Origin of the sequence: Pseudoxanthomonas wuyuanensis (assembly GCF_900215535.1) — a bacterium.
Taxonomy (GTDB): domain Bacteria; phylum Pseudomonadota; class Gammaproteobacteria; order Xanthomonadales; family Xanthomonadaceae; genus Pseudoxanthomonas_A; species Pseudoxanthomonas_A wuyuanensis.
This window is the reverse complement of the sequence record NZ_OCND01000003.1, coordinates 298422-311872: the sequence shown is the minus strand read 5'-3', so window position 1 is coordinate 311872 and position 13451 is coordinate 298422. Positions and strand designations below refer to the sequence as shown.

Below are 13451 nucleotides of genomic sequence, written 5' to 3'. Positions count from 1 at the left end.
GCCACTCCCGCAGCCCTTTCCAACTTCCCCGCTCGCCCCTATGCCATTCTTCCCACGCAACCTGCATGTCCACGTGTTGTTCGCCCTTGCCCTGGCCTTCCCGCTTGCCGACGCCCGTGCAGCGCAGGACATGCTGGAAAAAGTCGTCATCCTCAAGCGTCATGGTGTGCGCGCGGCCATGTCCTCGCCAGAAAAGCTGGGCGAGTTCTCACTGAGGCCGTGGCCGAGCTTCTCCGTGCCCGCCGGTCACCTGACCACGAATGGCGTCGAACTGGAAAGCCTGCTCGGCAACTACTATCACGCCTACTACCGTCAGGCCGGACTGCTGCGCGGCGATCGCCGCGACTGCAGCCGCGCCTACTACTGGGCCAATCGCACCCAGCGCACCATCGCCACCGCGCAGGCGCTGGCGAAAACCCTCACGCCCGGCTGCGATGCCGAAGTGCATCACGTCGCCGAGGGTCGATCCGACCCGATGTTCGATGGCCCGCCGGCGTTGCACGCCGAAATCGCCGGCGCCCGCATGCAAGCCGCACTTGCCGGCCGCATCGGCGCCGATGCGCAGGCTTGGAATGCGGCACAGCAGGATGCCATCGACAGCTTGCAGGCGCTGCTGTTGCAATGCGCGCAACGCCCCTGCCCGGCTGACGCCGTGCCCAGCCAACGCCGCCTCGATGCGGTGCCGGCGGCACTGCCCACCCCGCCGCGAGGCATCCCCGGCATCGAAGGCCCGGCAGCGACCGCTTCCGGGCTCACCGAAAGCCTGCTGATGGGCTGGGCCGACGGCCAAGACTTCGCTGCATTGGGCTGGCGAGGGCTGGACGAAGCTACGTTGCTGCGCGCGTTCGCCCCGCACCAGGCCGAGTTCGCGCTGCGCCTGCGCGCGCCGGACGTGGCGCGGATGGCCAGTTCGCAGCTGGCCTCGCGCCTGCTTGCCACGCTGTTGCAGGGCACCGATGCCTCCATGCACCAGGCGCCGATCGGCAACGGCGAACCGCTGGTGGTGGTCTCCGGCCACGACGGGACCCTGACCCTGCTGGCCGGCCTGCTCGACCTGCACTGGCAGCTGCCCGGCTACCAGCCCGACCAGACTCCGCCTGGCGGCGCACTGGTGTTCGAACGCTGGCTTCGCGCCGATGGCAATCGCGTGATCCGCACCCGCTACGTCGCGCAGAGCCTGTCGCAACTGCGCGAACGGCGTCCACTCAGCCTGGATACCCCGCCGCTGACCGCGCAGGTTTTCATTCCCGGCTGCAGCACGGCTACGCCGGCCTATGACTGCCCGCTGGACGTACTGGCGCAAGCGATGAACACCGCAATCGACCCCGGTTTCATCGTCACGGACGGCAACTGAATCGCCTTCTTCCGCTTCCGCACCTGCGGCAACGCGAGCGCGCAACCGACGTGCCGGGCGTTTCCCGGCTTTTCTATCCAGGAGTCCCGCTCATGACCAGGCAATTCCGCATCATCCGCGCCTGCAGCCTGTCGCTTGCCCTCGCCTTCGGTCTGGCAAGCCAGGCTGCAGCACAGACCCAGTCCGAAATCGGCGTGCTTGACGTGCTCAGCTACAACATTGCCGGCCTGCCGGAAGGCCTTTCCAGCGGTAATCCCGAAACCAACACGCCGTTGCTGGCGCCCAAGCTCGCCGCCTTCGATCTGGTCCACGTACAGGAAGACTTCAACTATCACGCCGCGCTGTACGCTGGCGACACCCATCCCTACCGCACGCCGACCAGCGGTGGCGCGGCCTTCGGCGATGGCCTGAACACATTGAGCAGCTACCCCTTCAGCGAGTTCACCCGGGTCAAATGGAACCAGTGCAACGGCACCGATTGCCTGACGCCGAAGGGCTTCACCTTCATGCGCTTGCGCCTGGCCGAAGGCCAGTGGCTGGACGTGTACAACGCCCATCCCAACGCGGGCGTCGGAAGCGCCGATCTGGCCGCACGCCGCAACAACATCAGCCAGATGTCGCAGTTCATCCAGAACTGGTCAGCCGGCAACCCGGTACTGGTGATGATGGATTCCAACACCCGCTACACCCGCAGCGAAGACAACATCCGCGAACTGATCCAGGCCAACAACCTGCGCGATCCGTGGATCGAACTGGTCAAGGGCACCGCTCCGGCCACCGGCACCGATGCGCTGCTATGCGGCACGCCGCCAAGCAATGACTGCGAAGTAGTGGACAAGATCCTGTACCGCGACGCCCCGAACCTGCTTCTGGTCGCCGACAGTTACAGCAACGACGACGCACGGTTCTACAACGAGCAGGGCCAGCCGCTGTCCGATCATTATCCGCTCTTCACCCGCTTCGGTTGGGCTGCGGGTGAGGACGTCCGCACCAGCGATACCTTTGGTGGCCCGCACGGCACGCCGTTCAATGATTTGGCCTCGCCCCATGCCGGGCGGCCGATCCATGTACTGACTCTTCGCGGCGGCTCCCGCCTCGATGCCGTGGCCCTCACTCTCGGCAACGGCGTCACCCTGGGCCATGGCGGCACCGGTGGCACCGAGAAAAGCCTGTCGTTGCGGGCGGGCGAAAAACTGGTCTCGATGACCTTTACCTTGGGCAAGCGCCACGATCGCACTCGTGTTTTCTCGCTGGAAGTTCACACCAACCAAGGCCGCCGGCTACAGGCAGGTTCGCCTACCGCTGACTCTTATACGCTGACGGCACCTGCGGGTTGGCACATCGCTGGATTCAACGGACGCGCCGGTGACGAAATCGACAAACTGGGCGCAATCTACATGAAGGAATGAGAGGCATCAGTCGCCAATTGCCGAACGGATCGCGACATGGAGCTTGGCGTGTCGCCATCCGGATTGGCCACTCCTTGCTGCGAGCCATCCCACCTTATGAGAACGCACTGGCTGTGGTGGGGCGAAGCAGGGCTCGTCTGTTGGTCACCTTGGGTCCCGCGCGCTCGAAAGTTGCGGTAACCGCTCCGCCTCGGTGCGGGATGAGGCCGAACCGAGCTGACATTCCCCGGCAGCTCACAGCAGCACCTGCCGGGTCGTGGCCAGGAACTGGTGGATCTCGCTCTCGGTGCGGGTATCGATCATGTACACCGGCCGTTTTCCGTTGGGGCAAAGCAGGCGGGGCGTGGTCCCGAACAGGCGGCAGATGAGCGGGCGTTCGGCATAGACCTCGCAGCCGTGCTGGCCCAGGTAGGGGCAACTGAGTTCGGCCAGTGCGGCTTCGTGCTCGGCCTCGGTCTTGACCGGCAACCGGGCAACTTCCTCGGATGAGGCGGTAACCGGGCCGCAGCAGTCGTGGCAGCCGACGATGCAGGTGAACGACGGGATGCGCCGGCGCAGATCCTCGAGTTTGCGGTGATTTGGGGTCATAAGGCGTCGCCGCTATTCGTTGATCTTTCGTCTTTTACGGGCTTTAGCTCCGGTCAAAGCATTGTCTCGACCACGCAGCCCGGTTCGCCCGCGGATGCGATGGGCCAGCCGCAGAGGGCGATCTTACTGGGCCGGCATCGCATCAGGCTGGCGACAGCCAGGACAGATCCATCGGCACGGCCTTGGATCTTCTTCCCGTCATCTCTGCCCATACTGAGTCCGGCTCTGGTTCGCGTCAAAGCCTTCGCACGGGAACGCGGCACGCAAGACGGCCGCTTCCTCTTTCCGGTCGACTTCAGTCGCGGCGGCAATCCGGCGTTCCGGACCAGGCAAGGCCGACTTGCAACCCGCCCAGGCTGGCTTCGCCCAGCGTCAGGCTGCCGCGGGTGGCGTCGGCCAATTCGCGGGCAATGGCCAAGCCCAGTCCGGTGCCCTCGCCTGCCTCGTCAAGGCGGCCACCACGCATCAGCGCACGGCGCGCATGGTCGCTGGCGATGCCGGGGCCGTCGTCCTCCACGCACAGGCGTGTCCATCCGGGCCCGGCCGCGCCAGCGACGCGGACCTGCCGGCGCGCGTACTTCACCGCGTTCTCCAACAGCGCGCCGAGTAGCTCCGACAAGGTTTCCGGCGGCACAGCCAGTTCGAGGTTGGCCGGGACATCCACCGTGAACGCGATGCCGCCGCCCTTCTCGGTGTGCTCAAGCACCAGCACTAGTTGTTCCACTACCGGGCGCACGCGGGCCGACGCGCCACCGGCATGGCCGGCCGCAGCGATGCGTGCGCGCGCCAATTCCGCATCGATGGTCGCGCCAATGGCGGCGATGGCGCGGTCGATGCCATCGGCGGCCGGCTCCGCGCCGGATTCGCGCGCACGACGGCTTTGCGCCGCCATCGCCGCCAACGGCGTCTTCAATCCGTGGGCGAGATCCGCGGCGCGCCGGCGGGCGATTTCCAGATCGCGTTCGCGCGCATCGGCCAAGGCATTGATGGCGTCGGACAATGGCTGGATCTCGCGCAGGCTGGCCGTGGGAAGGCGGGTGCTGGCGCTCTGCTGCAGCCTGGCCAGGTCGCCGCGAATCTTGCGCAGCGGTCGCAGCCCCAGCGATACCTGCAACCACGCCGCAAGCGACAGCACCACCCACAGCACCGCCAGGAACACCGCCAGTTCGCGGCCGAATTCGGCGCGCGCCGTGGCCAGCGGCCGGGTGTCCTGCGCCAATTGCACCATCACCGGCGCATGATCGGCTTCCACCAGTAGACTGCGCTCGAGTATCGAAACCGGTTGCCGGAACGGCCCTGTGGCATTGCGCATGCGCCAGCTGCCGGCCGGAACATCGGCCGGCACCGGCAGCGCCGCGTCCCACAACGAACGCGATTGCAGCGCCGCCACCGGTGCGGTCACTTGCCAATAGTAGCCGCCGGCCGGCTGCTGCAGGCGCGGATCGCCCGGCTCGGCGTCCAGCAGCGGCCGGCCGTCAGCGGCAAGCGAGAGCGCGGCCACCAAGCCGAGCGCATCGCGCGTCATTTCGGCCTGCAGCCGCCGCTCCAGATGGCGTTCGAACAGCAACGTCATGAAGAACCATGCCGCCGCCAACGCGGCCAGGATGGCCGCCATCGCCCCCAGCAGCAGGCGCCAACGCAGCGAACGGGCGATCATCCCCCCGATTCCAGCAGGTAGCCGAACCCCCGCCGGGTGGCGATGATGCCGGCGCCGAACTTGCGCCGCAGCCGCGCGACGATGGCCTCGATGGCGTTGGCGTCGCCGTTCTCGGCAGCACCGTACAGATGCTCGGCCAATTCGTTGGCGGACACCGCACGCCCGGGCTGGTGGGCCAGATAGTCCAGCAGGCGGAATTCCAGTGGCGACAGCCTGGCCGGCGCGCCGTCGAACGTGGCGCTCATCCGCGTGGTGTCCAGGCGCAACCCGCCGATCGCCACAATGCTGGACAACCGGCCCGCGCCGCGCCGCATCAGGCCGCGTACCCGCGCCACCAGTTCGCCCATCTGAAAAGGCTTGGAAAGATAATCGTCGGCACCGGCCTCGATGCCTTCCACCTTCTCGGTCCAGTCGCTGCGCGCGGACAGCACGATCACCGGGAACGAGCGGCCCGCCGAACGCCAGCGGCGCAGCACCGACAGCCCGTCCAGCCGGGGCAAGCCAAGGTCCAGGATCGCCGCGTCATAGTCCTCGACATCGCCCTGGTACCAGGCGCTGTCGCCATCGGCCACCGCGTCGACCGAGAATCCCGCTGCGCACAGCGCGCGCTGCAGATCGGCGCGGATATCCGGATCGTCCTCGACGACGAGACAACGCATCAGTCGTCCTTGATCTTGATGACCGCGCCGTTGCGTGCATTCAACGTGATCTTGCGCACCAGCCCGGTGGGGGTGAGCACCTTGACCTTGTATTCCCAGCCATCGTCATCGCGATCGAGCTCGACTTCGATCACATCGCCGGGGACCCGCGCCTGCACCACGTCCAGAATGTGGGCAAGCGGAAGGATCTCGCCGCGCTTCAGCAGCTCGCGCGCTTCCAGGTGATCGTCCTTGCCTGCCAGAACGCTGGCGGCAGGCAACAGGGCAGTCGCCGTGCCGAGGGCAATGGACGCAGCGATGGTGCTGAGACGGGAGATGGTTTTCATGGGGCGAGCATGCGGCAACGCTCCTGACATTCTGCTGACAACAACGGCGGCCATAGCGTCAGCCGACGCAGTCTAGCCTGTGCGCCTCTACCTGGGGAATCGGGCAACGCATGATGCAGAACGCGGTGGGAACGTTGCGAATCAGCCTGGTGGCGCTGGCCTGCGCTGCGCTGGCAATGCCGGTCCGGGCGCAGGCGCCCGGCTCCGTTGGCGAACCGGCCATCAGCGCATACGGCAAGGAGTTCTTTGCGGGTGTAGCGCCCGCGAACGCCTACGACATGGTCCTGCGCCTGCCGGGTTTTGCCATCATCGAAGCCGTTGCCGACGTTCGCGGCTACTCGGCCGCTCAGGGCAATGTGCTTATCGATGGCGCGCATCCGGCGAGCAAACGCGAAGACACCGGCCAGTTGCTCAAGCGCATACCGGCAGCTTCGGTCGAACGCATCGAACTGATACGCAGCGGCGCCAGCGGCATCGACATGGCGGGGCACCCGGTCCTGGCCAACGTGATCCGGCGCCGCGATGCCGTCACCGAAGCGGCGCTTGAAGCCGGCTTCGTCGCTTCCCCCGATGGCTGGATCGCCCCTTCCGCGCAGTTGGAGTACGGCCGGCGCTGGGAAGGCCGTGCGCTGGATCTCGCGCTGGCATTCGCGCCCGCGCTGGACGATGACAGCGGCCGCGGGCGCATATGCACGTTCTTGCCGGACGGCGCACTCATCGACAAGCGTCGGACCGACACGCGTGCGCTCAAGGACGAAGGCGAAATCAGCGCGAGCTGGCGGCAGCCCGTGGCCGGCGGGCGACTGACCCTGACCGGTGCGGTACGCAGCGAGCGCGCAAGGACCGATACCCGAATCGGTGCCGCCGATTCCGGGGATCCAGACGAAATCATCGACGAGGGCGAAGACCTGCTCGAGGCGGAGGTCGGTGCCCGTTACGTGCGTCAGATCGGCAAGCGCACTACGCTGGAAGCGGTGGCCAGCCAGCGCCTGGGGTGGCTGGATGCGGAAGAGCGATCGCGCGAAGGCGGCGATTCGGAGAACTTCGCCCAGCGCACCGACACCGGCGAAAGCATCGGCCGCATCGACCTGACCCACGAATGGTCGGAAACCTGGTCGCTCAGCGCCTCGCTGGAAGGCGCATTCAATTTCCTGGAAAGCGATACCCGGCTCGAGGAGGACGGCATGCCAGTGTTCCTTCCCGGTTCGGACGTACGCATCGAGGAAAGACGCTTCGAAGCGGCGGCCGGCGCGAGCTGGCGTTTTGCCGAGCGGTGGATGGCCGAGGCCGGCTTGCGGGTCGAGGATTCGGCCATCTCGCAAACCGGCGACAGTCCGCTGAAGCGCCGCTTCACCTACCCCAAGCCGCGCGTTGCGCTGCGCTGGGAAGCCGACGCCCGCAACCAGTTGCGGCTGTCGCTGTCGCGCGAAGTGGGGCAACTGGATTTCGAGGATTTCGTCGCCTCCGCCTCGCTGGACAGCGGCGTGGTGACCGCCGGCAACGCGGAACTTGCGCCGGACAAGAGCTGGCGCCTGGCGGCGGCGTGGGAGCATCGCTTCCCGACCGACGCGGCCATCACCCTGCGCTGGACCCACGACGCCATTTCCGACGCGGTCGATCGGGTGCTGGTGACCGCGGCCGACGGCGAGGTTTTCGATGCGCCCGGCAATATCGGCGACGGGCAGCGCGACACGCTGGCGTTCGATCTGTCCGCTCCGCTGGATCGGTTCGGATTCAACGGCGCGCATCTGCGCTCGTCGATGCTGTGGCGCAGGAGCCGCGTGACCGATCCGACGACCGGGCAGCGGCGTTCCATTTCGAAGGAGAAGCCGGTGGAGGCCAGCGTGTCGCTGACCCAGGATTTGCCGGCATTGCGTATGCACTGGGGCATCGGCTTCGATCACATTGCCGAGCGCGAAAGCAAGTACCGCTTCGACGAGATCTCGCGCGAGTCGGAAGACAGCGGCTGGACAGTCTTCATCGAGCGCCGCATCGGCCAGCGCTGGCGTGTGCGTGCGGAAGCGACCGATATCGGCGGGCGCGATTTCCGCGAGATCCGCCAGAAGTACGACGGCCCGCGTTCGAGTTCCCCGATAGAGGAAGTCGAGCGGCGCGATCGCAACAGTCCCGGCTATTTCAGTCTGAGCTTCCGTCGTAGTACGGGCGGCTAGGCCAGCCTTCGGGCACGTCTTGGCCGTAGTAGCCGCCGCCGCGCTTGAACCGTTCCAGCCGCTGCAGTTCCACCGGATCGCTCTTGCTCTCCCAGGTACTGACACCATTGCGTAGATCCTCCGGAGTCAGCACCAGCGGTTCCCACACCGACTCGCCCAGCACATCGTGCAGTGTATAGGTCAGCGTTGGCTTGTCGCCGGTCATGTCGAAGCGCATCAGGCCGACATTGACGCTGCGTGTCCAGGTGTCGCGCACGCGCACTTCCGGCGCCTGCCGGGTGTTCTTGTTGGCCGGCATCTGCGCCAGCGGCGAAGAGCAGAAATCGTAGATGTCGTAGCCGCCCTGTTGCGAGCGCGGGATGCAGTTGAGTTCGCCCATGTGCGAATCGCCGGAGATGCAGACCACGCCGCCGATGCCGTTGTCGCGAATGAAATCGAAGATCTCATCGCGTTCGGTCAGGTAGACGCCCCAGGAATCGCCGCCCTTCTCGTTCTCCGCCGTCGACCAGCCGCCACCGATGGCCAACACCTTGAACGGCGTGCGGCTGGCCTTCAGCTCGCGCTTCAGCCAGGCCTTCTGCACAGCGCCAAGCATGGTCTTGCCGGCGTCGTCGGTCTTGTCGGTGCGGTCGCGGTGGTAACGGCCATCGAGCACGAAAAAGTCCACGCCACCGTAGTGCTGCTTGAAATAGACGCCAGGATTGCCGGCTTCGCCATAGCCGGGATTGGCCCAGAAATTCTTGAACACCTGCAGCGATTCGGCCTTGTATGGGCTGTGGCCGTCGGAATCGTTGTAGCCGAAATCGTGGTCGTCCCAGGTCGCCAGTTGCGGCGTGGAACGCAACAGCGGCTCCAGCCGCTCGACCGTGCGGCCGCGGCCGTACAGGTCCACCAGCGCGGCACGCTGATCGCTGTCGGCGTAGATGTTGTCGCCCAGCCAGAAGAACATGTCCGGCTCCAGTCCGCGCACCGCGTTCCAGATGCGCTGATCCGGGTCGAACTGGATGCGGCAGCAGGAGCCGAAGGCAACGCGGAAATCGGCCGCGCCGGCCGGTGCGGTCCGTGTCCGCTGCGGCAGGAACTGGTGTCGGTCGGTTTCGCCCGCGTATTTCAGCCGGTACCAGTAGGTCGTATCCGGCTGCAGGCCCTCGGCACGCAGCACCACACAGCAGTCGCTTTCCGTCTTCGCGGTCGCGCGGGCTCCCTGCAGCACCGTCTTGAACTCGCGGTCTGTGGAATATTCCAGCGTCACCTCGAACGCGCCGCTGGCGCGGACCCATACGGTGAAATGATGCGGACCCGGTGCGCCGATCATCGGCCCTTGCAGCGCGCGCGGATAGCCCAGCACACCGGCCCAGCTACGCGGAACGAATGAGAACAGCGCGGCCAGGCCGGTGCTTTTCAGGAAGGTGCGGCGGGGCGTCTTCATGCGGCGGGATTCTCCAATGCGGCATTTAGTGTTTCGATCAGCGCGGCGTGCACCGCGCCGTTCGACACGCAGACGTTTTGGCCGTGCAGATCGAGCACGCTGCCGGTGGCCGAGGTCGCCACGCCGCCGGCCTCCTTCACCAGGATCACCCCCGGCGCCATGTCCCAGACGTTGAGCGCACGTTCCCAGTACGCATCCCAGCGTCCGGCCGCCACCCACGCCATGTCGACCGCGCAGGCGCCGGTGCGGCGGATGCCGGCCACCTGCGCGCTGAGCAGCGCCATCTCGCGCGCGAACAGCGGGTGATCCGGCTTGCCGGCGAAGGGAATGCCGCAGGCCAGTACTGCGTCGATCAACGCACCGCGCTGCGATACCCGGATGCGCTGCCCGTTGAGCCAGGCGCCCTTGCCTTGTTCGGCCACGTACATTTCGTCGACGGCCGGCAGGTAGGTGACGCCGGCGACGACCTCCCCTTCGCGCGCCAACGCGATGTTGACGCCCCACAGCGGGCAGGCGAACAGGAAGTTGGTGGTGCCGTCGAGCGGATCGACGATCCAGGTCTGCGCATCGTCGCTGCCGCCGAACGCGCCGCCTTCTTCGCCCAGGAAGCCATAGGCCGGCTGCGCCTTGGCCAACAGCGCGCGACAGGTTCGCTCGGCTTCTTCGTCGGCAATGGAAACTAGGTCGGCAGGACCGCTCTTGGAGCGGATGGCCAGTTCGGCCAGCTGGCCGAAGTGTCGCTGCAGGCCGGCGCCGGCCGCTTGCGCGGCCTCGATCATCGCCTGCAGATCGGATGAAGGTACGAGCATGTCTAGGGCCTGTTGACGCCACGTGGATGGGCCGCGCCGGGCCCGGTTGCCCGCACGGCAGAAAGGAGCGAGGACACGGATGTCGCCATCCCCACCGTCAATCCCGGCGACGCGTGCGCCACAGACTGGTGGCAAGCAGGATGGAAAGCACCGACGAACCGATCCAGAACCAGATCGCCGGCCCGAAATCATACGTGCGGACATCGCCGGCCACGATCATGCCCTTCTGGATCAACGCGCCGGAGATTTGCTCCTGGATGCCCGCGCCGATGTAGCTGAAGATGCCTATCACGCCCATCGCTGCGCCGGCCACCCGGTTGGGCGCGATGTCGACCGCGAACAGTCCGCCCAACGAGGTGACCAGGCCGGTCAGCCCCATGCCGAACAGCAGCATGCCCGCGATCAGCGCCGGCATGCTGGTGGGCCCGAAGAAGATCAGCAGCAGGCCGATCAGCTCGAGTATCCCGAACAGCAGGTTGGCCGGCGGGCGGCGCGCATCGAACAGCTTGTCGGAAATGAAACCGAACGCCACCGCTCCGACGATGCCGGCCAGCGTGCTGGTCATCAGCAGCGTGCCGGCCATCGGCAGGCTGAATCCGCGTTCTTCCTGCAGGTACAGGATGCCCCAGGAGTTGATGGCGTAGCGGGTGACATAGGTGCTGGCGCTGGCCAGGCACAGCACCCAGATCGCCGGAATCTTCAGGATGGAAAGCTGCAACGCCAGCACCGATTTCAGATGCGGCTTCTCCGCTTCCTGATAGCGGTCGTGTTTCCAGTCGTTGACATTGGGCAGACCCAGGGTCTGCGGACGATCCTGCAGCAACATCCACACGCCGGCTGCGGTAACCATGCCGATCAGCCCCGGCCCCCAGAACCCAATCCGCCAGCCCCATGCCGCCACCGCCGCCCCCACCACCAGGAACGTCAGGCCCTCGCCTATCGAATGCGCGGTGCTCCAGATGCCATAGGCACGGCCGCGCTCCTTGTTGGAGAACCACGCGGTCATCGCCACCACGCCCCCCGGCGCGCCGAAACTCTGGAACCAGCCGTTCAAGCCCCATAACAGCACCGCCGCCCACAACGCGGTGGTGAAGCCCATCGCCAGGTTGCACAACGCCGTGGCCAGAAACGCGAAGGCCAGAAAGCGCTTCATGTTGGCGTGATCGGCCAGGAAGCCGTTGGTCAGCTTGCCGATGGCGTAGGTGTAAAACAGCGCCGAACCGATCAGGCCAAGATCGCTGGGCGAATACACGCCCGAGTCGATCAACGGCTTCTTGACCACCCCCAGCGCCAGCCGGCAGGTGTAGATCAACCCGTAACCCAGGGTGATGGCCAGCATCACCCGCAAACGGTATTTCTTGAACAGGATGTCGATCTGCGCGCGATCGCCCAGCGGCGGAACATTGGTGCCCGTTGCGAAGAACTTCAGGATTCCACCCGTCACGATTCCCTCCCAGGAATGCTTGGATCCGGCCGACCCATTTGCCGCTGGCCTGCCTGCCCGGACAGCCTATTTCATTTCCATAGAAAATGGAAGAAATATTCTATTTACCGCATGGTCGGAATGACGAAGCTCTGATCGGTGACCGCCCCGCCTTTCGGCCAGCGCTGGGTGACGGTCTTGGTGCGAGTGAAGAAGCGGACGCCGTCCTGCCCATACTGGTTGAGGTCGCCGAAGCCCGAACGCTTCCAGCCGCCGAAGCTGTGGTAGGCCACCGGCACCGGGATCGGCACGTTGATGCCGACCATGCCGACCTCGACGCGGTCGGCGAATTCGCGCGCGGCGTCGCCGTTGCGGGTGAAGATGGCCACGCCGTTGCCGTACTGGTGCCTGGACGCAAGCGCCAGCGCTTCCTCGAAGGTGGCCGCACGCACGATCTGCAGCACCGGACCGAAGATCTCCTCGCGATAGGTCTTCATATCCGCAGTGACGCGGTCGAACAGGCTGGGACCGAGGAAGAAGCCGCCTTCGTGCCCGGGCAGCGAAAATCCACGCCCGTCGACGACCAGTTCGGCGCCCTCGTCGACGCCCATCTGCAGGTAGGACTCGATCTTCGAACGGTGCGCCGCGGTGACCACCGGTCCGTAGTGCGCCTGCGCATCGGTGGAAACGCCTATGCGCAGGCCTTTCACCGCCGCGACCAGCTTTTCCCGCAACGCATCGGCGATTTCCTCGCCGACCGGGACGACCACCGGCAACGCCATGCAGCGTTCGCCCGCCGAGCCGTAGGCGGCGCCGATCAGATCGGCGACGGTCTGGTCCAGATCCGCATCGGGCAGCACGATGCCGTGGTTCTTCGCCCCACCCATCGCCTGCACGCGCTTGCCGTGCTGCGCGCCCAGCGCATACACCGACTGCGCGATGTCCGAGGACCCGACGAAACTGACCGCCTTGATACCCGGATGCCTCAGGATGGCTTCGACGATGTCCTTGTCGCCATGCACGACGTTGAGCACGCCCGGCGGCAGGCCGGCTTCGATCATCAGTTCGGCCAGCCGCACCGGCACCGATGGATCGCGTTCGGAAGGCTTGAGGATGAACGCATTGCCGCAGGCGATCGCAGGGCCGAACATCCACATCGGAATCATCGCCGGGAAATTGAACGGAGTGACGCCGGCGACCACGCCCAGCGGCTGGCGCGCCGAATACACGTCGATGCCGGGACCGGCGCCCTGGGTGTATTCGCCCTTGAGCAGGTGCGGAATGCCGCAGGAAAATTCGATGACTTCCAGGCCGCGCTGGATGTCGCCCCTGGAATCGGCGATGACCTTGCCGTGCTCGCTGGACAGCAACCGGGCCAGTTCGTCCATATGCGCTTCCAGCAGGCGCTTGAACTCGAACATGACCCGCGCACGGCGCTGCGGATTGGTCTGCGCCCAGGCTTGCTGCGCTTCGGCCGCATTGGCGACGGCGCGTTCGAGTTCTTCGCAGCAGGCCAGCGCAACGCGCGCCTGCACCTGGCCGATGTTGGGGTCGAAAACCTCGCCGTGACGGCCGGAAGTCCCGGCCACCGCTTGGCCGCCGATGAAATGTTCGATAGTGCGCATG

Annotated in this window: 11 protein-coding genes; 3 read left to right on the top strand and 8 right to left on the bottom strand. The window is 66.2% G+C overall.

From position 1 onward, the window contains the following. Positions 1–40 precede the first annotated feature (40 nt). Positions 41–1354 (top strand): histidine-type phosphatase, encoded by a 1314-nt coding sequence (locus CRO39_RS08920; RefSeq protein WP_141400758.1) that lies wholly within the window; start codon positions 41–43, stop codon positions 1352–1354. Positions 1355–1446: 92 nt separating this feature from the next. After that, positions 1447–2763: a jacalin-like lectin gene (locus CRO39_RS08915; protein WP_097121539.1), complete on the top strand. Its 1317-nt coding sequence runs from the start codon at positions 1447–1449 to the stop codon at positions 2761–2763. 234 nt (positions 2764–2997) lie between these two features. Here CRO39_RS08915 and CRO39_RS08910 read toward each other — a convergent pair whose 3' ends face one another. The 4 genes from CRO39_RS08910 to CRO39_RS08895 all read right to left on the bottom strand — a co-directional run bounded on the left by CRO39_RS08910 (position 2998) and on the right by CRO39_RS08895 (position 5993). Beyond that, positions 2998–3351, bottom strand: a complete 354-nt coding sequence (locus CRO39_RS08910) for a YkgJ family cysteine cluster protein (RefSeq protein WP_097121538.1) — start codon at positions 3349–3351, stop codon at positions 2998–3000. Between the two features lie 295 nt (positions 3352–3646). Then, the gene (locus tag CRO39_RS08905; protein ID WP_097121537.1) at positions 3647–5008 is read right to left on the bottom strand and encodes a sensor histidine kinase; all 1362 of its coding nucleotides are present in this window, start codon (positions 5006–5008) and stop codon (positions 3647–3649) included. Then, entirely contained in the window at positions 5005–5667 is a 663-nt protein-coding gene (locus CRO39_RS08900) for a response regulator transcription factor (RefSeq protein WP_097121536.1), read from the bottom strand. Before CRO39_RS08900 ends, CRO39_RS08905 begins: the two co-directional genes overlap by 4 nt. Continuing rightward, on the bottom strand, positions 5667–5993 hold the full coding sequence (locus CRO39_RS08895) for a PepSY domain-containing protein (protein WP_162125935.1): 327 nt from the start codon (positions 5991–5993) through the stop codon (positions 5667–5669). Before CRO39_RS08895 ends, CRO39_RS08900 begins: the two co-directional genes overlap by 1 nt. A gap of 110 nt (positions 5994–6103) precedes the next feature. Here CRO39_RS08895 and CRO39_RS08890 point away from each other — a divergent pair, with 110 nt between their 5' ends. Then, complete coding sequence (locus tag CRO39_RS08890) at positions 6104–8164, top strand: TonB-dependent receptor plug domain-containing protein (RefSeq protein WP_097121534.1); 2061 nt, start codon at positions 6104–6106, stop codon at positions 8162–8164. Here CRO39_RS08890 and CRO39_RS08885 read toward each other — a convergent pair. The 4 genes from CRO39_RS08885 to CRO39_RS08870 all read right to left on the bottom strand — a co-directional run bounded on the left by CRO39_RS08885 (position 8130) and on the right by CRO39_RS08870 (position 13450). After that, a complete protein-coding gene (locus CRO39_RS08885) occupies positions 8130–9593 on the bottom strand; it encodes an alkaline phosphatase D family protein (RefSeq protein WP_097121533.1) in 1464 nt (487 codons plus the stop codon). The two genes, CRO39_RS08890 and CRO39_RS08885, sit on opposite strands and share 35 nt — an antisense overlap. Then, on the bottom strand, positions 9590–10402 hold the full coding sequence (locus CRO39_RS08880) for an inositol monophosphatase family protein (protein ID WP_162125936.1): 813 nt from the start codon (positions 10400–10402) through the stop codon (positions 9590–9592). The genes CRO39_RS08885 and CRO39_RS08880 overlap by 4 nt, the downstream gene beginning before the upstream one ends. Before the next feature lie 97 nt (positions 10403–10499). Further along, entirely contained in the window at positions 10500–11846 is a 1347-nt protein-coding gene (locus CRO39_RS08875; protein WP_217991842.1) for an MFS transporter, read from the bottom strand. A gap of 104 nt (positions 11847–11950) precedes the next feature. Then, positions 11951–13450 carry a CoA-acylating methylmalonate-semialdehyde dehydrogenase gene (locus CRO39_RS08870; protein ID WP_097121532.1) on the bottom strand — a complete coding sequence of 500 codons (1500 nt, stop codon included), beginning with the start codon at positions 13448–13450 and terminating at the stop codon, positions 11951–11953. Between the last annotated feature and the right edge of the window lies 1 nt (position 13451).